Origin of the sequence: Spiribacter pallidus (assembly GCF_040838495.1) — a bacterium.
Lineage (GTDB): Bacteria > Pseudomonadota > Gammaproteobacteria > Nitrococcales > Nitrococcaceae > Spiribacter > Spiribacter pallidus.
Genome location: NZ_JBAKFM010000002.1, coordinates 42,354 through 63,892 on the forward strand (window position 1 = coordinate 42,354; position 21,539 = coordinate 63,892).

Annotated in this window: 24 protein-coding genes and 1 tRNA gene; 9 read left to right on the forward strand and 16 right to left on the reverse strand. The window is 65.3% G+C overall.

Annotated elements, in window-relative coordinates:
* Window positions 1-164: 164 nt before the first annotated feature.
* Window positions 165-1,517, reverse strand: a complete 1,353-nt coding sequence (locus V6X73_RS03510) for a M24 family metallopeptidase (protein ID WP_367958990.1) — start codon at window positions 1,515-1,517, stop codon at window positions 165-167.
* A 32-nt stretch (window positions 1,518-1,549) separates the two neighbouring features.
* On the reverse strand, window positions 1,550-2,203 hold the full coding sequence (locus V6X73_RS03515) for a DUF1614 domain-containing protein (RefSeq protein WP_367958989.1): 654 nt from the start codon (window positions 2,201-2,203) through the stop codon (window positions 1,550-1,552).
* A 110-nt stretch (window positions 2,204-2,313) separates the two neighbouring features.
* On the opposite strand from V6X73_RS03515, the gene V6X73_RS03520 reads away from it, so the two are divergent.
* Together V6X73_RS03520 and aspS are read left to right on the forward strand one after the other, a co-directional pair.
* On the forward strand, window positions 2,314-2,685 hold the full coding sequence (locus V6X73_RS03520) for an FmdB family zinc ribbon protein (RefSeq protein ID WP_367958988.1): 372 nt from the start codon (window positions 2,314-2,316) through the stop codon (window positions 2,683-2,685).
* A gap of 72 nt (window positions 2,686-2,757) precedes the next feature.
* Entirely contained in the window at window positions 2,758-4,536 is a 1,779-nt protein-coding gene (aspS, locus tag V6X73_RS03525) for an aspartate--tRNA ligase (protein ID WP_367958987.1), read from the forward strand.
* Between the two features lie 102 nt (window positions 4,537-4,638).
* Here aspS and V6X73_RS03530 read toward each other — a convergent pair whose 3' ends face one another.
* Window positions 4,639-5,151, reverse strand: a complete 513-nt coding sequence (locus tag V6X73_RS03530; RefSeq protein ID WP_367958986.1) for a DUF192 domain-containing protein — start codon at window positions 5,149-5,151, stop codon at window positions 4,639-4,641.
* Between the two features lie 67 nt (window positions 5,152-5,218).
* Here V6X73_RS03530 and V6X73_RS03535 point away from each other — a divergent pair, with 67 nt between their 5' ends.
* Both V6X73_RS03535 and V6X73_RS03540 read left to right on the forward strand, forming a co-directional pair.
* A complete protein-coding gene (locus V6X73_RS03535; RefSeq protein ID WP_367958985.1) occupies window positions 5,219-5,542 on the forward strand; it encodes a DMT family transporter in 324 nt (107 codons plus the stop codon).
* Between the two features lie 133 nt (window positions 5,543-5,675).
* Entirely contained in the window at window positions 5,676-6,170 is a 495-nt protein-coding gene (locus tag V6X73_RS03540; protein WP_456154520.1) for a Dps family protein, read from the forward strand.
* A gap of 379 nt (window positions 6,171-6,549) precedes the next feature.
* Here V6X73_RS03540 and V6X73_RS03545 read toward each other — a convergent pair whose 3' ends face one another.
* A complete protein-coding gene (locus V6X73_RS03545) occupies window positions 6,550-7,260 on the reverse strand; it encodes a CcdB family protein (protein WP_367958983.1) in 711 nt (236 codons plus the stop codon).
* Between the two features lie 435 nt (window positions 7,261-7,695).
* On the opposite strand from V6X73_RS03545, the gene V6X73_RS03550 reads away from it, so the two are divergent.
* Window positions 7,696-8,970, forward strand: a complete 1,275-nt coding sequence (locus tag V6X73_RS03550; RefSeq protein ID WP_367958982.1) for an O-acetylhomoserine aminocarboxypropyltransferase/cysteine synthase family protein — start codon at window positions 7,696-7,698, stop codon at window positions 8,968-8,970.
* 174 nt (window positions 8,971-9,144) lie between these two features.
* Here the strand turns inward: V6X73_RS03550 and V6X73_RS03555 are convergent, their stop codons facing one another.
* Both V6X73_RS03555 and V6X73_RS03560 read right to left on the reverse strand, forming a co-directional pair.
* Window positions 9,145-9,804, reverse strand: coding sequence for a shikimate kinase (locus tag V6X73_RS03555; protein WP_367958981.1), 660 nt, complete (start codon window positions 9,802-9,804; stop codon window positions 9,145-9,147).
* A 38-nt stretch (window positions 9,805-9,842) separates the two neighbouring features.
* Window positions 9,843-9,918, reverse strand: a tRNA-Lys gene (locus tag V6X73_RS03560).
* Between the two features lie 120 nt (window positions 9,919-10,038).
* Between V6X73_RS03560 and V6X73_RS03565 the strand changes: the two genes are divergently transcribed.
* Complete coding sequence (locus tag V6X73_RS03565; RefSeq protein ID WP_367958980.1) at window positions 10,039-10,308, forward strand: FitA-like ribbon-helix-helix domain-containing protein; 270 nt, start codon at window positions 10,039-10,041, stop codon at window positions 10,306-10,308.
* Window positions 10,295-10,735: a type II toxin-antitoxin system VapC family toxin gene (locus V6X73_RS03570; RefSeq protein WP_367958979.1), complete on the forward strand. Its 441-nt coding sequence runs from the start codon at window positions 10,295-10,297 to the stop codon at window positions 10,733-10,735. The genes V6X73_RS03565 and V6X73_RS03570 overlap by 14 nt, the downstream gene beginning before the upstream one ends.
* 14 nt (window positions 10,736-10,749) lie before the next feature.
* Here the strand turns inward: V6X73_RS03570 and ybgF are convergent, their stop codons facing one another.
* From ybgF to V6X73_RS03620, 10 genes are all read right to left on the reverse strand, one after another.
* A complete protein-coding gene (gene ybgF, locus V6X73_RS03575) occupies window positions 10,750-11,637 on the reverse strand; it encodes a tol-pal system protein YbgF (protein ID WP_367958978.1) in 888 nt (295 codons plus the stop codon).
* Window positions 11,638-11,644: 7 nt separating this feature from the next.
* Window positions 11,645-12,184, reverse strand: coding sequence for a peptidoglycan-associated lipoprotein Pal (gene pal / locus V6X73_RS03580; protein ID WP_367958977.1), 540 nt, complete (start codon window positions 12,182-12,184; stop codon window positions 11,645-11,647).
* Window positions 12,185-12,291: 107 nt separating this feature from the next.
* Window positions 12,292-13,635 (reverse strand): Tol-Pal system beta propeller repeat protein TolB, encoded by a 1,344-nt coding sequence (gene tolB, locus V6X73_RS03585; RefSeq protein WP_367958976.1) that lies wholly within the window; start codon window positions 13,633-13,635, stop codon window positions 12,292-12,294.
* A 116-nt stretch (window positions 13,636-13,751) separates the two neighbouring features.
* Window positions 13,752-14,753 carry a cell envelope integrity protein TolA gene (gene tolA, locus V6X73_RS03590; protein ID WP_367958975.1) on the reverse strand — a complete coding sequence of 334 codons (1,002 nt, stop codon included), beginning with the start codon at window positions 14,751-14,753 and terminating at the stop codon, window positions 13,752-13,754.
* Complete coding sequence (gene tolR, locus V6X73_RS03595) at window positions 14,750-15,163, reverse strand: protein TolR (RefSeq protein ID WP_367959010.1); 414 nt, start codon at window positions 15,161-15,163, stop codon at window positions 14,750-14,752. The genes tolA and tolR overlap by 4 nt, the downstream gene beginning before the upstream one ends.
* A gap of 38 nt (window positions 15,164-15,201) precedes the next feature.
* Entirely contained in the window at window positions 15,202-15,885 is a 684-nt protein-coding gene (tolQ, locus tag V6X73_RS03600; RefSeq protein WP_367958974.1) for a protein TolQ, read from the reverse strand.
* 26 nt (window positions 15,886-15,911) lie between these two features.
* Window positions 15,912-16,955 (reverse strand): Holliday junction branch migration DNA helicase RuvB, encoded by a 1,044-nt coding sequence (gene ruvB, locus V6X73_RS03605; protein WP_367958973.1) that lies wholly within the window; start codon window positions 16,953-16,955, stop codon window positions 15,912-15,914.
* A gap of 4 nt (window positions 16,956-16,959) precedes the next feature.
* Complete coding sequence (gene ruvA, locus V6X73_RS03610) at window positions 16,960-17,559, reverse strand: Holliday junction branch migration protein RuvA (protein ID WP_367958972.1); 600 nt, start codon at window positions 17,557-17,559, stop codon at window positions 16,960-16,962.
* Window positions 17,560-17,571: 12 nt separating this feature from the next.
* Complete coding sequence (gene ruvC / locus V6X73_RS03615) at window positions 17,572-18,099, reverse strand: crossover junction endodeoxyribonuclease RuvC (RefSeq protein WP_367958970.1); 528 nt, start codon at window positions 18,097-18,099, stop codon at window positions 17,572-17,574.
* A gap of 5 nt (window positions 18,100-18,104) precedes the next feature.
* The gene (locus V6X73_RS03620; protein WP_367958969.1) at window positions 18,105-18,848 is read right to left on the reverse strand and encodes a YebC/PmpR family DNA-binding transcriptional regulator; all 744 of its coding nucleotides are present in this window, start codon (window positions 18,846-18,848) and stop codon (window positions 18,105-18,107) included.
* 92 nt (window positions 18,849-18,940) lie between these two features.
* On the opposite strand from V6X73_RS03620, the gene pabB reads away from it, so the two are divergent.
* Window positions 18,941-20,329 carry an aminodeoxychorismate synthase component I gene (gene pabB, locus V6X73_RS03625; RefSeq protein WP_367958967.1) on the forward strand — a complete coding sequence of 463 codons (1,389 nt, stop codon included), beginning with the start codon at window positions 18,941-18,943 and terminating at the stop codon, window positions 20,327-20,329.
* Between the two features lie 28 nt (window positions 20,330-20,357).
* Window positions 20,358-21,536 carry an acetyl-CoA C-acetyltransferase gene (locus tag V6X73_RS03630; protein ID WP_367958965.1) on the forward strand — a complete coding sequence of 393 codons (1,179 nt, stop codon included), beginning with the start codon at window positions 20,358-20,360 and terminating at the stop codon, window positions 21,534-21,536.
* The last annotated feature ends 3 nt before the right edge of the window (window positions 21,537-21,539 follow it).

Here is a 21,539-nt window from a genome sequence, read left to right on the forward strand (position 1 = left end):
GCGGCAGCGCCTGCCCCGCAGCGGGCCGCCTGCGTCTTCGGAATATCGTCACGCCTAGGTGTGTTTTTACGATGTGCGTAAACGATGTGTAGCGGCCGTGTTCACTGCGCTTAGTAAAAGGGTGTTATCCGACCGCCCGGGTCCGTGCGCCCAGCAAGCGAACGCTATCCAGCGGCCCCTGCCAGTGCCAGGTCGTTATTGGTAATGGCCTCGCCGCCGTCGGCGGTGACCCGCACGGTATTGCTCATGCCGATGCCCCAAACGCCGGGGATGCGCAGCATCAACGGCAGATGGAAGACCATGTTCTCGACGAACTCGCGCTCGATGCCGCGGGCGATAAAGCCCGAGCCTTCCACCCAGGATGGCGGGAACTGGATGCCGACGGTGTAACCATAGACCCCCGAGAAAAATGCTCGGTCCGCCACCGGGGCCAGTGCCTGGTCGGCGGCCGCGGCCGCGGCGTCCATTGTGACTCCGGGGCGCATATGCTCGATCAGTGCCTCGTAGATATCGCGGATCACACCGGCGACCCGGCGCATTTCGTCCGTTGGCTGACCGGCGACCCGGCTGCGCATCACCGGTGCGGTATAGCGGTGATAGGCCGCGCCGAACTCGAGGAAAACCAGTTCGTCTTCGGCCACCTCGTGGCGCTGGTGGTTGCAGTGAATGACGCTTGAGCGCCATCCGGTGGTGACAATGGGCTGCAGGCTCATGAATTCGCCGCCGGCGGCGAGCATGGCCGCCGAACCGCTGGCGGCCAGTTGCTGGTCGCCGACGCCCGGTGCAATCAGGGCCTCGGCAGCGGCGATGCCGGCCTCGGTAATGCGGGCGCTTTGCCGCAGCATGGCGATTTCTGCCTCGCTCTTGACGATCTTGGCGCCATCCACCAGGCCGGAGGCGTCAACCAGCGTCACGCCGGGCATGACCGCCGCCAGGCCGTCACGAAAGCCACTGCGAAGCGCCGGCCCCCAGTTGTCGGTGCCGATGCGTGGGGACGCTCCAGCACCCGACCCCGACACGCCCGCTCCCGGTCCCGACGAGCCACCCAACCCCAAATCGCGGATGATCGCCTGCATCTGTCCTACGGCGCCGTCCGCCTCTTCCCATCGATAGCCAAAGACATCATCCACCCGTGCGGTGGTGACCGCCGGCCCGGTCTCGATAGACGGGACCTGCAGTATCGCGCGACCCTCGCCCTTGTCGGCAGAGTTGTTGGCTCTAGCGTTATCGGCGCTACCTTCGGCACCGGCGCCACCATCGCCATCACCACCATCACCGGCATCGCTACCACCTCCACCAGTCAAGAAAAGCGCTGTATGAACCGAGACCTCGAAGGTGTTGTAGCCGGTGAGATAGCAGATATCGGCCGCATCGGTGACCAGCAGCCCGTCCAGGCCCCGCGCGGCCATCGCCGCTGCCACCGCGGATCGACGGCGGGCATATTCGGCGTCCTCGAATGGCAGCGGCAGGCGGCCGATCCGCTCGGCAAGGGCATCGCGATAGGTATGAAAATCCATGGCCCGGCTCCTGGTGAGACATTAACGTTGGCTTAGGCTAGCAGCACCGCCACCAGGCCGGTGATAAAGACCCCGTCAAAGGTGCCTGCGCCACCGATCGAGGCAAGCGGTGCGCCGAGGCCGCGAACATCCCGCAGCCGCAGCAGATCGGCGCCGACCAGCACGCCCAGGGTGCCGCAGATGTAGGCAAGTGGGGCGCTGTTATCGGGCGCCAGTGTCACGGCGATCACCGCCGCCGCAATGGGGGCGACAAAGATGGGCATACCCACGCCAAGCCCCGGCACCGGGCGGCTGAATCCATAGCAGATCGCCGACTGGATGGCGATGGCCAGCAGCACCACGCCGCCACCCAGCGGGTGGTGGCGCAGCAGATAGACCGAGAAGGCCAGCGGAATCAGGCCGCCGCCGACGTTTAGCGCGATCAGCACCTTGGCCGGGTCAAGATTACGGTGTAAGCGCGCCATCCAGCGCAGCCGCTCCTGCCACCGCGGGTCGGGCTCGCGGGTGGCGTCGACGGTAAAAAGGGGCAGGTTGATGCCGCTGCCAAAGAGTGAGGCGATCAAAAGCAGCATCGCTGAGCCCTGCGACAACCCCAGCTTGTCGAAGGCGACGGTGACCACGCCGATCTGTATGAACACAAAGATCGTGGCGAGAAGAAAAATGGCGGCGATGATCTGAAAGGGCAAGTTCCGTCTCCGCAGATTGATGCCAAAACCCGGTATCATGGCTTGTATTGAGGCACCGGCGACCCTAGATAAGTTGCAGCGGTGATTGATTACAACGAGGACAAAACACCATGCCCATCTACGAGTACATTTGCGATGACTGCGGCCACGAGCTCGAGGCGCTGCAGGGCCTGAGCGACGATCCGCTCACCGACTGCCCGCAGTGCGAAAACGCCCGGTTGCGGCGGAAGATCTCGGCGGCGGCGTTTCGGTTGAAGGGCGGCGGCTGGTACGAGACCGATTTCAAAAAAGACAACAAGCGCAATCTCGCCGGCGAGGGCAAAGCCGAGAAGGGCAACGCAGGCAACGCCGACAGCGGCGCATCCGGCAAGACCGATAGCGGTGGTTCGTCCGGTCAGAAGGGCGCGGCGAGCGGGGGCAAAACCGGCGAGGCCAAGGGCGCGTCCGGCAAGTCGGAGAACAAGGCAGGCAAGGCGCAGTAAGCCCCGGCTCGCTTGCCTGCCAACCCCCCACCGCTTACCATTCCGGCTTTTGCGAAAGGCGGTCAGGCATCCATGCGCACCCATTACTGCGGCGAAGTCACCGAGGCCCTGCTCGATCAGGACGTAGAGATTTGCGGCTGGGTGCACCGCCGCCGTGATCACGGCGGGGTCATATTTATCGATCTGCGAGATCGCGAGGGCTTGCTTCAGGTGGTTTTTGACCCCGATCGGGACACCGCCTTTGCCACCGCCGACCGGGCCCGGCCCGAGTGGGTGCTCAAAATCCGCGGCCGGGTCCGCTACCGGCCCGAAGGCACGGAAAACGCCAACCTCAACTCTGGCAAGGTCGAAGTGCTCGGCCATGAGATTGAGGTGCTCAACCAGGCCAAGACGCCGCCCTTCCAGCTGGACGAGGACGACGTGGGCGAGGATGTGCGGCTGCGGCACCGCTACGTGGATCTGCGCCGGCCGGAGATGCAGCAAAACCTCATCACCCGGGCGCGGGTGACCGGGTTCATGCATCGGTTTCTGGACCAGCATGGTTTTCTCGATATCGAAACCCCGATGCTCACCCGGGCGACGCCGGAAGGGGCGCGGGATTTTCTGGTGCCAAGCCGCCTGCATGCTGGCAGCTTCTATGCGCTGCCGCAGTCGCCGCAGCTATTCAAGCAGCTTTTGATGATGTCCGGGCTCGATCGCTACTACCAGATCGTGCGTTGCTTTCGCGATGAGGACCTGCGCGCCGACCGGCAGCCGGAGTTCACCCAGCTCGATGTGGAGACCTCGTTCATGGACGAGGACCAGATCACCACATTGATGGAGCAGATGTTCCGCAATCTCATGCGCGAGGTGGCGGGTGTCGAGTTGCCGGAGCCCTTCCCGCGCATGACCTATGCCGAGGCGGTGGAGCGCTATGGCATCGACCGGCCGGACCTGCGCATCCCCATGGAGCTGGTCACGGTGGGGGATCTCCTCGCCGATGTGGATTTCAAGGTTTTCGCTGCGCCGGCGGCGGACCCCCGGGGCCGGGTGGCGGCGATGCGCGTGCCAGGGGGCAACGCCCTGACCCGCAAGCAGATCGATGAATACACCGAGTTCGTCGGCCGCTACGGCGCCAAGGGGCTAGCCTACATCAAGGTCAACGACCCGGCGGCGGGGGCCGAAGGGCTGCAATCGCCCATCCTTAAATTCCTGCCCGAGTCGGCCATAACCGAAATCCTCTCGCGGACCGGGGCCCGGGCGGGGGATCTGATCTTCTTTGGCGCTGACAAGGCCAAGGTGGTGAATGAGTCACTGGCCGCGCTGCGGGTGCGCGTCGGCCACGATCTGGACCTGCTCGAGGGCGATTGGGCGCCGCTCTGGGTGGTGGACTTTCCGATGTTCGAGTACGACGAAGATGACGGGCGTTATTACGCGCTGCATCATCCGTTCACCGCGCCGCAGACCGAGTCGGTGGACGAGCTTCAGACCGCCGATCCCGAGGCGCTGCTCTCGCGGGCCTACGATCTGGTGCTCAATGGCACCGAACTGGGCGGCGGCTCGATCCGTATCCATCGCCCGGACATGCAGTCGGCGGTGTTCGAGCGGTTGGGCATCGGCGCCGAGGAGGCGCGGGAGAAGTTCGGCTTTCTGCTGGATGCGCTGGATTACGGCACGCCGCCCCACGGCGGCATTGCCTTTGGTCTCGATCGCATCGTGATGATGATCGCCGGGGCCGGTTCGATCCGCGATGTTATGGCCTTCCCCAAGACCCAGACCGGCGCCTGCCTGTTGACCAACGCTCCGGCCGAGGTCGAGGAGAGCGCCCTGCGCGATCTGCATGTGCGGGTGAGAAAGCCGCAGAAGGGGTAGGGCGGCGATAGGGCGGTAACGGGCGCGGCGTTGGCCGGATCGCCTGGCCGTCGGCCCCGATTGGTCGCTGGGCGCCACCGCCGACGCGATTGCTCCGAGCCGTTAGCGGGCGAGTGACAGGCGGGCCCCGGGCGCGATCCCCAGTCGCCTGGCATCCCCGGCGGCGACTTCCAGCGCCGCGGCGATGGGCTCGTTGATACCGTAACCGGTCTGCCCGGGCGCCATCCGTTCGATGGCGATGACCATGCCGGCATCGTCTACATAGACGATATCCAGCGGGATGCGCACATCGCGCATATGCCATCCCGTGCGTCGGGGCTCGGGAAAGACAAACCAGATGGGGTTGTCGCGCACCACCCGGGCGGGCAGGTGCTGCATGCCCTGGGCGCGCTCGGCTGTCTCATCGGCGATCCGCACGGCGAGCACGTCCTGACGCCTGCCACCGGGTGCTTCAATGACAACCTCACCCTCGGTCATCGACTGCCAGGCGGCCGGTATCGTCGCGCCGGTTCGCTCGGTGGTGTCGGCGTCCGGGGACAGCAGCGCAATCTGCGCCGCCAGGATGCCGGCGGCGAGTGTGAGCCCGGCAACGATGCGAAGGATCCAGCGTTTCATCGGGTTATGATGGCACAGGTGCTGGCGACGGCGGATACACCGGGGATGCTGGGTTAGACTGTCGGCCATGAATCCATGGTTACTGTTGATCGCGGCGGTCATCCTTGAGGTCATTGGAACGACCGCCCTCAAGCTTTCTGAAGGTTTCACGCGCCTGTGGCCCAGCCTCACCGTCGTCGCCGGTTATCTGCTTGCCTTTATTGCGCTGGGGCTGGTGCTCAAGCGCATGGAGGTGAGCGTTGCCTATGCCGTCTGGGCTGGCCTGGGGACGGCGCTGGTGGCGCTGGTGGGGGTTTTCTTCTTTGGCGAGGCGATGACCTGGGTAAAAGCGGCGAGCCTGCTGTTGATCGTGACCGGCTTGATCGGCCTCAACCTCGCGAGCGGCGGCTAGGCGGCATACTGGCCGGGTGGACTTTCGGGCAGCGCTGCCAAGGGCGGGTTGCCGAGGTCGGCGACTGAAGTGGAACCTTTAGTTTGGAAAGGTTTCAAACTATGTAGGTTTCGTTTGGATCGAAAAGGAGGTCATGATGGCCACAGCAACCAATCCGGCACCGCAGATCAATATCGGCATCGATGAGGGGACACGGGCGGAGATCGCCGCGGGCGTTTCGCGCGTCTTGGCGGACAGCTACTCGCTGTATCTCAAGACGCACAATTTCCACTGGAATGTGACCGGGCCGATGTTCAACTCGCTGCACATGATGTTTGAAGAGCAGTACACCGAGCTCGCCACGGCGGTGGATGAGATCGCCGAGCGTATCCGTGCCCTCGGCGAACGGGCGCCCGGTAGTTACAGCGAGTACCAGAAACTCACGGCGATCCCTGAGGAGACCGGCAGCCCCGAGGCGACCGAAATGATCCGTCAGCTGGTCTCGGATCACGAGACCGTGGCCCGAACGGCCCGCGAGGTGTTCGCGCTGGCGGACGAGGCCGATGACGAGCCAACGGCGGATCTGCTCACCCAGCGCATGCAGCTGCATGAGAAAACCGCCTGGATGCTGCGAAGCATGCTCGCGTAACGTGGGACGCCGCGGCGTCCCGTTACGCTGGGCTGCCGCGGCCGCGCGTAATGCGGGGCTGGCGCGGTTGGCCGGCTAGCGCGGCGAACGGATCAAGTTGGTATGGCCGGGGCGTGATCCGGCTCGAGCGGTGGGTGTCGAGCCGCGCGGGGAAGACGACGGCTTGCTCCGGCGTGGCTTAGAGCCGTGTGAGGGCCAGGTCGGACGGTGCCTGGGCGATGTCGGGCCGCGCGTGGTGTTACAGGTTTTTCCAAAATCCTGCACACGATCGATACACATCGTTTATGCACATCATCACCCGCGCGCCGGCTTCCGGTCATTGAATCAACCGCCGTGTGACGCTGCGCATGACGCTCTGGATCACCGTCAACCGGATGGATTAGATCCCGCCCAAGAGGAAGTCGATGGCACGGGTGATTTTGCGGTTCGCTTTTGCGAGGTATTCGACGGGCTCGCCGAGGCTGCGTTGCGTGACCGTCATCAGATGATGGGTGACCAACACAAAGCGGCTGCCGGGGGAGCAGTCGAGCTCGACGATGGGGTGGACATCATCCAGCGGTGTTTCGTAGTGCCGGGTCGGGATGAGCGGCGCGACGATCTCGGTGCCAAGGGGCTCGAGCAGGGCGCTCTGGAATCCGACAAGGAATGGCGCGCGACGGTCGAGTCGCACAATTCGGGTGCGGAAGACCGGATACATCGACGCCGGAAAAATGTCGCCGAGGCGCCGTTGCGTCGATTCGTTGAGAACCGGCAGTCGATTAACCATTGACTGGAAGTTTTCCTCATCCAGGAAGGCGTCATTTTCGGTGTACGCCTGGCCGCCGTTGATCGGATCCGGTCGGTATGCGAATGGCTCGCGACTGTGGTCGATCAACGCCCGTCGGTTGCGCTCGACCCATTGCCGACAGCGCAATTCATGCATCGATTGGCGGAGATAATCCTCGAACACCCTTGAGAGGTTGAGCTCCCAATGCTTGGCTTCGGCGAGCAAATCCGCGTCGATACTGATGTTGATCCGTTTTTTGGGTTGCGGAATACGGCATTCGTGGGTGCCTAAGACCATCGCTTCCCCCTCCCGCGGCGCTTGCATCGGTCGCTTCCTCCTCCCGCGGCACTTGCATAGGTTCAATGCCTACTGACGATGTGCATAATCCGTGTGTAAAACCCGTGTGCGGCATCTGCGGCAAGAGGGATAACACAATCCGGTCCAGCGGCCACCGCCTGCATCACCGACCGGTCGCACCGGGCTGACCAGCGGCTGCACAGGCACAGGCACAAGGCACTGGCAGAGCCAAAGCCAAAGGCATCGGCACCATACCCGTCGGTTCACCCGCGACCCCACCGACCAACGCCACTGGCCAGCGCCACCGACCGGCGCCCTATATGCCTTGCGGCGATTTCCATATCACCGCATATTCCAGACGGCACTGCCGAAACACGTTACAGTTCGTGCACGAGATACCGGTTCCAACGGCGTTCGGCGCCTCGGCCGTCGATCTAGCCCGTCAGCAAGCGAGAGGACCCTATGAAACTCGAGACCAAGGCGATTCACAGCGGCTATTCGCCGGACCCCACGACCAAAGCGGTGGCGGTGCCGGTCTACCAGACCACCTCTTATGCCTTCGATGACACCCAGCACGGGGCGGATCTTTTTGACCTTAAGGTCGAGGGCAATATCTACAGCCGCATCATGAACCCGACCAATGCCGCACTGGAGCAGCGGGTGGCCGAGATGGAGGGCGGTATCGCCGGGCTGGCGCTCGCCTCGGGCATGGCGGCGATCACCTATGCCATTCAGTGCATTACCCGGGTGGGGGATAACATCGTCACCACCAGCCAGCTCTATGGCGGGACCTATAACCTTTTCGCCCACGCCATGCCCAACATGGGCATCGAGGTGCGCTTTGGCAGCGGCGACGACCCGGCGGCCATCGAGGCGCTCATCGATGACAACACCAAGGCGGTCTACGCCGAGACCGTGGGCAACCCCAACGGCAACGTGGTCGACATTGAGGCGTTTGCCGCGATCGCGCACCGCCACGGCGTGCCGCTGATCGTCGACAATACCGTTCCCACACCGGTGCTCTGGCGGCCCATTGAGCATGGCGCCGACATCGTGGTCCACTCGCTGACCAAGGCCATGGGCGGGCACGGCACCACCGTGGGTGGGGTGATCGTCGACTCGGGCAACTTTCCCTGGGCCGAGTATGCCGCCAAATACCCGATGCTTACCGAGCCCGATCCGTCCTACCACGGTGTGGTCTACACCAACGCCCTGGGACCGGCGGCGTTCATCGGCCGCTGCCGGGTGGCCCCGCTGCGCAACATGGGTGCGGCGTTATCGCCGATGAATGCGTTTTTGCTCATGCAGGGCATCGAGACGGTGCCGCTTCGCATGGAGCGCCACGGCGAGAATGCGCTGGCGGTTGCCGAGCACCTGCAGAACCACCCCGGGGTGACTTGGGTGAAATACGCAGGCCTCTCGGGTAGTCCCTACTATTCGCTGGTGCAGAAATACATGGGCGGCAATGCAGGCGGCATTTTGAGCTTTGGCATCAAGGGCGGCGAGGAAGCCGGTGCCCGGTTTATCGATGCGCTTGGGCTTATCACCCGCCTGGTCAACATCGGTGATGCCAAATCCCTTGCCTGTCACCCGGCGACGACCACCCACCGCCAGCTCAATGACGAAGAGCTCGAGAGCGCGGGTGTCAGCCGGGACATGGTCCGGCTATCGGTGGGGATCGAACATATCGATGACATCCTGGCGGATATCGATCAGGCACTTGCCGCGGCCGGTTGATCGGGGGCAGCGGTTGCCGTCGGCCCCCGCCGGTTGATCGGGGGCGGCGCTCGCCGTCTGCCCCCGCCGGCTGATCGTGGCACGAGCGGCGCACATCGACCCTGGCCGGCTGACCGCGGTCTCGGTCGGTCGATGCCGACTTGCGTCGGCTGAGCCGGTCCTCGGCTCTATCGATCAATCAACCGCAATATGGTCCTCGGGCTTGACTGATCCGAGGGCCCAGCCCACTTCGTAGAAGCCAGTGACCGAAAACTCGCTGGACGCCGGGCTGGTATGGGCGATGGTGATATCGCCACAAATGGCGCGGCAGGCGGCTTTAGTTACCTCCTGCAACAGCGCGAACTCTCGAACCCATGACCTCAGTGGCGGCTTGCCCAGTCGATGGCGTTTGGCGTTTTTGGCCTCGATCCGGGTTTGGATGGCGGCTTCGAGTTCTTCGAGCAGCCGGGGATTGCGTCGGCAATCCCCCAAGAGGCCGGCCATCTGTGAGTAGCGAAACTCCAGGCTGACGTTGTGTCGATCGGCATCGCGGGCGTGGTAGTCGGCGATCGCCTCGTCCAGGCAAACCAGCGCCCGGCTGGTCTCTAGCCCCTCGGCCACCCGGCGGGTGATGGCGGATATGCCCCGGGGCGCCAGCGGGTCGCCCTGGATGACGACAATCGGTGGCCGGTGAATGGGGCGGTCCTGCCAGTGGCGGTCCAGACGAGCGAGCAGCGCCTCGCTCACCGCGCCGGGTTCCCGCCGATCGGCGCCGCCCATGCCCTCGACGATCACCGGATGATAGTCGGCCAGGGTGGTCGGGCAGGGAAATCCGCGATTGAGGCGATCGCCCATGGAAGTCGGTCACCGTTGGAGAGGTAAAAAGCGGGATTTGGTGGGTCGTGCAGGATTCGAACCTGCGACCAGCGGATTAAAAGTCCGATGCTCTACCAACTGAGCTAACGACCCGATGCCAGCCCGTAATGATACGGCGCTGCGACGCGCTGGACAATAAGTCGACTACTGGTGCCTCAGCCACAAATGATATCGTGATATCATCAGGGCGTGGCAGACGAGTAGAGCTTGAGTATGGCACAAGTGGTTGTTCGTCATTTGGACGAGGGACTGAAGCAGGCATTAAAGTCCCGCGCGGCGGCTCATGGCCGGAGCATGGAAGAGGAGATCCGACAGATACTCCGACTGTCGATTGCCGAGGAAATCCCGGTGCAAAGCGCGCTTGGCACCCGCATGGCCGAGCGCTTCGCGTCTGACCCGTTGGATGCACCCATTCCGGAATGGCGCGATGAATTGATTGGGCCGATGGATATCGGAGATGAAAAGCCGGATGATTCTGCTTGACACCAATATCCTCTCGGCGCTGATTCAAAGACGGCCGGATCCTACGGTGGTGGACTGGCTCAACCAGCAGCGGGCCGACGAGCTCTGGATTTCGGGTATTACGATCTTCGAGGCCCACTACGGCTTCGAGAGCATGGCGGATGGCAAACGAAGGCGGCGATTAGAGGCCGCTTTCATGGCGCTTGTTCGCGAGGATCTGGGCAATCGCGTGCTGGGTTTCGGCCAGTCAGCGGCAGCAAAAGCCGCCACACTGGCGGCCGAGCAGAAGGCGGCGGGACGGCCAGTGGATATGCGCGATACCTTCATCGCCGGGATTGCCATGGCCAACGGGGCAACCCTTGTAACCGGCAACACCCGGCATTTCGACGATGTGGCGGTGCCGGTGTTCGATCCCTGGCGGGCGACCCGCACCACCGATCGCGCGTAGAGTCCGGAGTGCGGTTAGATGCGATCGAGCCGTTGCCGGGCCAGGTTGGCCGCGGTGCTGTCCGGGAAGGTCTCGATCACGCGCTCGAGCGCGGTGCGTGCCTCGGCCATGCGGCCCTGTTCGAAGTGCACAAACCCGATTTTAAGCAGCGCGTCGGGCCGCTTGTTGCTGTCCGGGTGGTTGTCGATCACCTGCTGAAAGTGCCCCAGGGCCGTTTCGAACTCGCGCACCACATAGTGCGATTCGCCCAGCCAGTAGCGGGCATTCGCGGCGAGCGCCGCCTGCGGATAGTCGGCCAGAAACTGCTTGAATGCCTCGGCGGCCTCGGCATAGCGCCCGGCACGCAATGTCTCGAAGGCGGCCTCATAAGCGGCCTCGGCAGCGGCGGGGTCGCTTGGCGCATCCGCATCGGGGTGCGCGTCTGGGGCGCCCGCCTGATCGGCATCACCGGTGGCTTCCCCTGTGACCGGCGTATTGGATGCGCCAAGTCCGTCGCTGGCGCCATCGCCGGCGCCGGGTTCGTTCCCACCGGTTGCCGGACGCTCGCTGGTGGCGGCGGTATCGCCGGGTGCCGCGGTGGTGTCACCCGGCGCCGCGCCCGTCTCGGCCTGTTCCAGGGCTTGTAGCCGCCCATCCACATCCAGATAGAGCTGTCTTTGCTGATCGCGCAGATCATCGATCTGGCGCTGGAGCACCTCGATCTCGCCGCGCAGGGTGGTGACTTCTTGGCGCAGAGACGCCGCCTGGTTCATCAGCCCCATCAGGGCGCTGCCTTCAAGGCGCTGTTCGAGCCGATTAACGCGGTCTTCTAGGTCGCTCTGGGCGGCAACCGGGCCGGTGCCAAGGGCCACCACGACGCCGGCTGCGAGGGTGAGCGCGATAGCGGGGTGCCAGTCGATCATCGCTTGATCACCGTTCGTAGACCAGCTCCGCCCGGCGGTTTTGGGACCAGGCCGACTCGGTGCTGCCGCTGACCGCTGGGCTTTCTTCGCCATAGCTCACCGTATCCACCTGTCCGTCCCGGGCACCGGCCAGCAGCAGGGCCTGTTTGACCGATTCGGCCCGCCGCTCGCCGAGGGCGAGGTTGTATTCGCGGGATCCGCGCTCGTCGGTATGGCCCTCGACCAGCATGCGGCTGTCGGGATGATCCGCCAGGTAGGCGGCGTGGGCTTCGATCAGGTTCATCGCCTCGCTGCTCAGCGTGGCGCTGTCGTAGTCAAAATAGACCACCCGCTCGGAGAGCGGGCTTGAGGGGTCTTCGAGGGGTTCGCCCTCAAAGCCTGTGCCTGTGGTGGCACCGGATGCGGTGGCGCCGGTGGTGGCCTCGGCCGCGGCAGCCTGATCGATTTCGGCCATCTCGGCGTCGTCGATGTCATCGTCGGTGGTCGCGCAGCCGGCCAGCAGGACCGAAGCGGTCAGCATTAAAAGCCAATGTTTGGTGCGGTTCATGGATGCTCTCCTAGTGTAATGCGCGTTGACCGTCAATGGCCCCCTATTAAACGCCGAAATCGCGCTCGGGGGAAAGCCTCGGGACGTGACACCGCTCCGGCATCCCCCTAAAGCGGTCCCCAGTCCGGCTCGCGAACGGTGTGATTGAACTCGGTGAGTTCGCCCTGCACCCGACCGAAGACCGATACCGTCGCCAGTTCGGTGGTGCCATTGGCCGAGCGGGTATAGGCGATCATGCTGCCGCTCGCCGAAAAGCTTGGTGACTCGTCAAGCGGCCCCTCGGTGAGGACACGCATGAATTCCTCTTCGAGATCCTGGACGGCGATGCGAAAACCGCCATCCACCTCGTGGGCGAATGCGAGAAACCGCCCATCGCCGGAGATGCTCGGGCTTGCGTTGTAGTTGCCCTGAAAGGTCACGCGCTCGACATCGCCGCTTGCCACATCAACCGAGTAGATTTGCGGGCTGCCCCCCCGGTTGGAGGTAAAATAGATGGTCTGGCCGTCCGGCGACCAGGTCGGTTCGGTGTCGATGCCAAAATGCCGGGTGAGCTGCCGCGGCTCGCCGCTTGCCAGATCCAGCAGATAGATATCCGGGTTGCCGCCGCGTGACAGGGTGATGGCGAGCTGTTCGCCATCCGGTGACCAGGCCGGTGCGCCATTGATGCCCGCAAAGCTCGCCACGATCTGCCGCTCGCTGGTGGCGACTTCCTGGACAAAGATCTGCGAGCTGCGCCCGGATTCAAACGACACATAGGCCAGCCGCTCGCCATCCGGTGACCAGTCCGGCGACATTAGCGGCTCGGCGGATTGGAGGATGCGCTGCGGGCGGTGGCCATCCGCTTCGGCCACCACCAGGTGGTATTGGCGGTCATCCACCGGTCCGCGTTCTTCGACGTAGGCGATGCGGCTGTTAAAGCCACCGGGCCGGCCGATCAGCGCCTCGAATATCTGATCGCTGATGGTGTGGGCGAGGTTGCGCAGCCCCGCCGGGGTGACGTTGAAGCGCTGCCCGGCCAGCCGCTCGCCGGCATAGACATCTAGCAGCTCGTAGCGGACCTGAAAGTTGCCGTTGGTCCCGGGGCGGATACGGCCGACGACCAGTGTGTCGGCCCCCAGCGCCCGCCAGTTACGAAAGCGGACATCGTCAAATCGGCTGGGCGTGCTGATGAAATTGGCCGGGTCCAGTGGATCAAACAATCCGCTGCGGTAGAGATTGTCGCGGATGATCTGATCGACATCGACATTCACCCGGGCGCCATCGGTGGCGAAGGGCACCACGGCAATGGGCAGGGCCGCCTCGGCGCCGCCGGTGATCTCGATGCGCACCTGGGCGTGGCTGACGATCGGTGCCGCGAGCAGCAGGCCAAGCAGTAAAAGCCCGGCGAGCGGGCGTCGTTGCCGCGTTGCCGGTCGCCGGAGAAGATCGCGCAGGGTGTGGATGCTGCTCATCAGTGGCGTTCCGCAGGTTCCGGGCCGCCGCGAGGGCGACCGCGAGGTGAATGATCCATTGCCAGGGCCCAATGCTAACGGAACCGATCGTTGGATGTTAGCCGCGGGGCGCCGGTTCATTCGTCGGGCGCGAAGACCAGCTCCACCCCCTCGCGATAGGGGGCGGCCAGCACCGGATCATCCGGCATGGGCAAGGGATCGGCCCGACGGACCGCGGTCTCCGCCGAGCGGTCGAAGGCGGCGTTGCCGCTGCTGCGGACCACCTGGGCGGCGAGCACCACACCGCCGGGGCCGAGCCTGACTTCGACCACGCAGCTCAGCCCCTCGGGTGTACCGGCGGGGCGGTTCCAGACGGCTTCGACTTTCTGACGGATGGCGCCGTCGTAGGTCCCGCGGGCCTCGGCGATGCGCTCTGCCCGCTGGGCGGCCGCCTGTTCAGCCCGGGCCTGGGCTTCGGCTCGGGCACGGGCCTCGGCTTCGCGCCGGGCGGCCGCCGCGGCTTCGGCTTCTCGACGCGCCTGGGCCTCGGCCTCGGCTTCCGCCTCGCGTCGGGCCTGTTCCTCGGCCTCGCGTTGTGCTCGGGCCTCGGCCTCGCGTCGGGCCTGTGCTTCGGCCTCGCGCCGCGCCTGTTCGGCCGCTTCGGCCTCGCGGCGGGCTTGTGCTTCGGCTTCGCGCTGGCGCTGGGCCGCCTGTTCGGCGGCCTCGCGCTGACGCCGGGCTTCCGCCTCGGCCTCGCGCCGCGCCTGCTCGGCGGCCCGGGCGGCCTCGCGTTCGGCGGCAAGGCGTTCGGCCTCTTCACGGCGGGCTGCCTCGAGTTCGGCCAGTTCGGCCTCGCGGGCGCGGCGTTCGGCGGTGGCCTGCGCCTCCAGCGCCTCGACCGCCGCTTCGACCTCGGCTTCGTCCACGGCTACCGCCTGGACCGCCTGTTGGGTGCCGGCCGGCGCCTGATCGGTGACCGAGCCCCACTGGAAACCCACCCCGAAGGCGGCGAAAAGCAGCCCGTGGGCGGCCAGTGACAGGCCCAGGTCCCGCCAGCTCACCCCGGCGATCCCGCCGTCACTCAGCCCGCTGCCAAGCCGGTCCAGCCAGCCCTTGCCAAGCCCGGCCGGTATTTTCATTGGCCCGCACCACTTGCGGGGGGTGGCTGGGTCATCAGCCCGACCTGCGGGACACCGGCCTGCTGCAGGGCGGTCATGACCTCGACCACCCGGCCATAGGCGACTCCGGTATCGCCGCGCACAAAAACCGGCGTCTCGGGCCGGGCGCGCATCACGGCGGTGACATTGACGATGACCTCTTCGGCGCTGACCGGCTCATCATCGTCCTGTGCACCGATACTCAGGTAATAGCGGCCGTTGCGGTCCACCTCGACGATGACTGGCTCCTGTTCCTGGGGCTGCATCGGCTCGGCGGTGGACTGGGGCAGCTGGATTTCCACCCCCTGGTAGAGCAGCGGTGCGGTGACCATGAAAATCACCAGCAGCACCAGCATGACGTCGATGTAGGGGACGACGTTGATCTCCGCCATGGCACGGCGGCGGTGACGGCGACGCAGTGGCGCGGCATTCACCGGCTGGCTCCTCCCTGCAAATGACGCTGCAGAAAACTGGTGAACTCTTCGATGAACATCTCGTAGCGCCCGGCAATGCGCTCGGACTGGTTGGAGAAGCGATTATAGGCCATGACCGCCGGAATCGCGGCAAAAAGTCCCAGTGCCGTGGCGATCAGCGCTTCGGCGATCCCCGGGGCGACGGTTGCCAGGGTGGCCTGCTGCATGGCCCCCAGGGCCAGGAACGAGTTCATGATGCCCCAGACAGTGCCGAACAACCCGATATACGGACTGGTCGATCCCACCGTGGCCAGATAGGGCACCTGCTGCTCGAGCTGGTCCATTTCGCGGTTGAGCGCCACGCGCATGACCCGCTGGGCGCTTTCCATGGTGGGTTCGGCGGCGGCGCCCTGCTGGCGCATGCGGTTGAACTCGCGAAAGCCCGCCCGAAAGATCCGCTCGAGCCCGCCGGTGTGCAGATCCGGGTGCTCGCTGCGGGCGTAGAGCTCGCTTAGGTTACCGCCCGACCAGAACTCGTCCTCGAAGCGCTCGGCGCCGTGGCGGGCGGCCTTGAGCTGGCGGATCTTGCGGAAGATCACTGCCCATGAGCTCACCGAAGCGGCCAGCAGGATGAGCATGACAAGCTGGACGACGAGACTGGCATCGAGGATGAGATGGGTAATCGAGAGGTCGACGGCCATGGTTACCTGATCCTTATCGTTGCGGTTCACTCATCGTCGAAAAGCGCCCCGGTGGGGTCTTCGATGCGTGGTGGGGCGGGACGGTCGAAATGGGCATAGGCGGTGCGGGTCGCCATCCGACCCCGCGGGGTTCGGTGCAGAAAGCCCTGCTGGATGAGAAACGGCTCGATGACATCCTCGATGGTGCCACGCTCTTCCCCAATGGCGGCGGCGAGGCTCTCGACGCCCACCGGGCCACCGTCGAATTTATCCAGAATCGCCAGCAGCAGCCGCCGGTCCTGGGTGTCAAAGCCATTGTGGTCGACCTTGAGCATGTCCATGGCCGCGGCGGCCACCGCACCGGTGATGCGCCCATCGGCTTTGACCTCGGCGTAGTCCCGAACCCGGCGCAGCAGCCGGTTGGCGATCCGCGGGGTGCCGCGGGCGCGGCGAGCCACTTCGGCGGCGCCATCTGGCTCCATGGCAAGGGCCAGCAACCCGGCGCTGCGGTTGACGATGGTGGTGAGCTCGGCCTCGGTGTAGTACTCAAGCCGCTGGACGATGCCGAACCGATCGCGCAGCGGCGAGGTGAGAAGGCCGGCTCGGGTGGTGGCGCCCACCAGAGTGAAGGGGGGTAGATCCAGTTTGATGGATCGGGCCGCCGGCCCCTCGCCCACCACGATATCGATCTGCTGATCCTCCATGGCCGGGTAGAGCACCTCTTCGACCACCGCCGAGAGGCGATGGATTTCGTCGACGAACAGCACATCCCCGGGTTCGAGGTTGGTCAAAAGCGCGGCCAGATCGCCGGGGCGGTCGATGACCGGGCCGGACGTCTGGCGCAAGTTGACGCCCAGCTCGTGGGCGATGATGTGCGCCAGCGTGGTCTTACCAAGGCCGGGCGGGCCAAAGACCAGGACATGGTCCAGCGACTCGGCGCGTCCCCGGGCCGCCTGGATGAAAATCTCCAGTTGTTCGCGCACCGCCGACTGGCCGATGTACTCATCTAGCCGCCGCGGCCGGATGGCGCGGTCGACGGCCTCATCCTCGGCGGCGGCGGTGCTCGAGATGATACGGTCTTCTTCGATCATGCCCCTAGCGTACCGCCTTCTGCAGTGCGGCGCGGATCAATGTCTCGCTGCTCTCGCCATCGACGTCCTTTAAAAGCCGCTGGGCCTCCGCCGACTTGTAGCCCAGTGCCACCAGCGCGGCGTTGGCCTCGGCCACCGGGTCATCCACCACCGCTGCCGTGCCCGGCGGCCCGGCGCCGGGCAGCGTCGTGCCGCCGCCGATGCCCTCAAGCCGGTCCTGCATCTCGAGGGTCAGGCGTTCGGCGATCTTGCGGCCGATGCCCGGCAGGCGGTTGAGTGTGGCCATGTCCTTTTGCTCGATACAGCGGCGAAACTCATCGGTGCTCATCCCCGAGAGGATGGCGAGCGCCATTTTGGGGCCGACGCCGTTGACCCGAATGAGGTGGCGGAAAAGCCCGCGCTCGCTTTCGGTGAGAAACCCGTAGAGCACCGGCACCTCGTCGCGCACTCCCTGGTGGACGCGCAGGGTGACCCCATCGCCGGTTGCCGGTAGCTGGTAGAAGCTCGACATGGGCACCTCGAGCTCGTAGCCCACGCCGTGGACATCCACGATGACCTGGGGTGGATGCTTTTCGGCCACGGTGCCCGTGATACGACCGATCATGATGTGCCCCCGTCAGCGTTGCCCGGCCACCCGGGCGTTGAATCGATCCTGCTGGGCATGGGTCAGGGCCACGGCCAGCGCATCGGCGGCGTCCTCTTTGAGCGCGCCCTTGAGCCCGAGGATAGCCCGCACCATGTAGCCGACCTGGTCCTTTTCGGCGCCGCCGCGGCCGACCAGGGCCTGTTTGACTGACCGCGGGGTGTATTCATGCACCGGCAGTCCGGCGCTGGCGCAGGCGCACATGGCCGCCCCGCGGCCCTGGCCGAGCTTGAGCGCGGACTGCGGGTTGCGGTTGATGAACACCTCTTCGATGGCCGCCTCGGTGATGGCATGGCCGGCGATCACCTCGCCGATGCCGGTAAAGATCGTATGCAGTCGCCCCGCGAAAGGCCCGGTGCCGGCCTGGATCACGCCACTGGTGATATAGCCGGCCGTGGCGCCGCTTACCTCGATTACGCCAAAGCCGGTTTTCACCGACCCGGGGTCGATGCCAAGTACGCGGCGGGGCGGCCGGGCGGTGGTGGGTGCGGCGCTGGCCACCGGGGTCAGGCCTCCTCGTAGGCGTCGGCCTGGATGTCGGCGTTGGTGTAGACATGCTGGACATCGTCCAGGTCTTCCAGACGCTCAATGAGCCGCAGGGTCTTGCTGGCCTCGTCGCCTTCCAGTGCCGTGGTGGTGGTCGGGCGCATGGTGACCTCGGCATCGGCCGGTTCCAGGCCCGCGCCCACCAGATCATCCCGCACCTGGGTGAAGGCCTCGGGCGTGGTCAGCACCTCAAAGGCGCCGTCATCGTGGCTGATGACGTCCTCGGCGCCGGCCTCGAGGGCGGCCTCCATCAATCCATCCTCATCGGTATCTGGCGGATAGATCAGCACCCCGCGTTGTTCGAACATAAAGGCTACACAGCCATCGGTGCCCAGATTGCCGCCGTGTTTGTTGAATGCATGGCGGATCTCGCTGACCGTCCGGTTGCGGTTGTCGGTCATGCAATCGGCCATGATCGCGATACCGCCGGGGCCATAGCCTTCGAAACGGGCTTCCTCGTAGGCGGCGGCCTCATCGGTGCCAGCGCCACGGGCGGCGGCTTTCTCGATCTTGTCCTTGGGCATGTTGACCGCCAGCGCCCGGTCCACTGCCAGTCGCAGGCGCGGGTTGGCGTCGGGGTCGTCGCCGCCCTGGCGGGCCGCGACGGTAATCTCGCGGATCATCTTGGTGAACACCTTGCCGCGCTTGGCATCCTGCGCCTTTTTGCGGTGCTGGATATTGGCCCATTTACTGTGCCCTGCCATGGTCTCCCTCGTCCGATCGGCCCATATCAATTCGCCTATCGGCAGATTACCATGCCGAAAAAGCTCCGACAGGACGCTGGATCGCAGGGCACATGGCGCAGACCTTCATTCCATACCCCATCGACGTGGTGGCAACCGTGGCGGCGATCCGCCGCGACTGGCCCGCGGTGGTGTGGCTGGACGGCGACGCCGGTGGGGATCACAGCATCATCAGCGCCGCACCACGCGAGCAGCTCATCAGTCGCGGGGGCGAGACCTGGGTGGCGGATCCGCTGTCGGACCGGCCCGCCCGAGCGCTGGGCAAGGGCGATCCGCTGGCCCATCTGCGCGAGCGCCTGGGCCCGGTGCGGCCCGGGCAGGGGCCTTTTGCCGGGGGCGCGATTGGTTATTTCAGCTACGAGCTGGGTCGGCGTCTGCAGGGGCAGACCGTCGCCGATGCGGGCATGCCCGAGATGGCGGTGGGCCTTTATGACTGGGCACTGGTGCTCGACCATCGCAGGCATCGGGCCTGGTTGGCCGGCGAGCCGCCGGCTGCCCTCGCCGATGCGCTGACTGGCGCGGCGGCGCTATCGCCCGGTCCATGGTCAACCGGAGGGCATGTTCAGTGCGCACCCGGCTTTGGCGACTATGCCGAGGCCTTCCATCGGGTGATGGGTTATCTGCGCGATGGCGACTGCTACCAGGTCAACCTCGCCCGGCGCTTTCGTGGGGATTTCGAGGGGGATCCGCTGGGGCTCTACCGGGACTTCCGCACCCGGGCGGGCGGGCCGTTTGCTGCGTATCTGGAGCTGCCCGGTGGGCCGATCCTGAGCGGCTCGCCAGAGCGCTTTCTGTGGTTGCGCGATGGTTGTGTCGAGACCTGCCCGATCAAGGGCACCCGCCGACGACAGGCCGATCCGGCGGCCGACGCACGGGCCCGCGAGTCGCTGCTATCGAGTGCCAAGGATCGCGCCGAGAATGTGATGATCGTGGATTTGCTGCGCAATGACATCGGCCGTTGCTGTGCCACGGGGACGGTGACGGTCCCGCGGCTCTGTGCCCTGGAGTCATTCGCCACGGTTCATCACATGGTCAGTGTCGTCACCGGCCGGCTGGATCCGCGCTTTCATGCCACCGATCTCCTGCGGGACTGTCTGCCCGGTGGTTCGATTACCGGCGCGCCCAAATACCGGGCCATGGAGATCATCGACGAGTTGGAAGACGGCCCGCGTGGCGTCTACTGTGGTGCCATCGGCTATATCGGCTACGACGGGGCAATGGATAGCAACATCGCCATTCGCACCATGACCGCGCGGGATGGGCAGCTGGATTATCACGCCGGCGGCGGACTGGTGATGGACTCGGCCTGCCGCGAGGAATACGACGAGACCAGTGCCAAGGCCGAGGCCTTCTGCGGGGTGGTGGAACAAGGCGGCCAGACGCATGTTGCAGAGCAGCAATTTCCGTTTGACGCTGATATGATGCAGAGTTTTGATCGATAGCGGTTTGAAATCGCGGGGAGGCAGAGAGATGGAAGATATTGTTATTGTGGCCGCGGGACGCAGCGCGGTGGGCAGTTTTGGCGGCACCCTGGCCCCTCTGGGTGCCGCGGACATCGGCTCGCAGGTGATCAAGGGGGTGCTCGGCCGCGCCGGCATCCAGCCAGAGGCCATCGATGAGGTGGTCCTGGGACAGGTGCTGACCGCCGCCTGCGGGATGAACCCGGCCCGGCAGTCGTCACTCAACGCGGGCCTACCGGTGGGGACGCCGGCGATGACCATCAACAAGGTCTGTGGCAGCGGGCTGAAGGCCACCCACATGGCCGCCCAGGCCATTAACGCCGGCGATGCCGAGGTGATGATCGCCGGGGGCCAGGAATCCATGAGCCAGGCACCCCACGCTCTGCCCAATTCGCGCAATGGTCAGCGTATGGGGCCGTGGAAGATGGAAGACACCATGATCAAGGACGGTCTGTGGGATGTGTTCAACAACTACCACATGGGTGTGACCGCCGAGAATCTGGCCAAGGAATACGAAATCACGCGTGAAGCGCAGGACGCCTTTGCCGCTCAGTCGCAGCAGCGCGCCGAGGCCGCGCAGAAAGCCGGGCGGTTTGATGAGGAAATCGTCCCGGTGGAAATCCCGCAGCGCAAGGGCGAGCCCATTGTCTTTGACACCGACGAGTTCCCGCGTCATGGCACCACCGCCGAGAAGCTCGCGAAGATGCGCCCGGCCTTTGATAAAGAGGGGACGGTGACCGCCGGCAACGCCTCGGGCATCAACGACGGCGCCGCCGTGGTGGTGATGATGTCCGCCTCGAAGGCCGAGTCGCTGGGACTGACACCCCTGGCGCGGGTCAAGGCCTATGCCAATGCCGGCGTCGAGCCCCATGTCATGGGCAGCGGCCCCATTCCGGCGACCCGCCGCTGTCTAGAGCGGGCCGGTTGGGATGTGAACGATCTCGATCTGGTGGAATCGAACGAGGCCTTCGCGGCTCAGGCGCTGGCGGTCAACAAGACCCTGGGCTGGGACGCCGAGAAGGTCAATGTCAACGGTGGCGCCATTGCCATCGGGCATCCGATCGGGGCCTCCGGGGCGCGCATCCTTGTCACCCTGTTACACGAGATGAAACGCCGGGACGCTCACAAAGGCCTCGCCACGCTGTGCATCGGCGGTGGCCAGGGTGTGGCGCTGGCGGTGGAACGCTGAGAG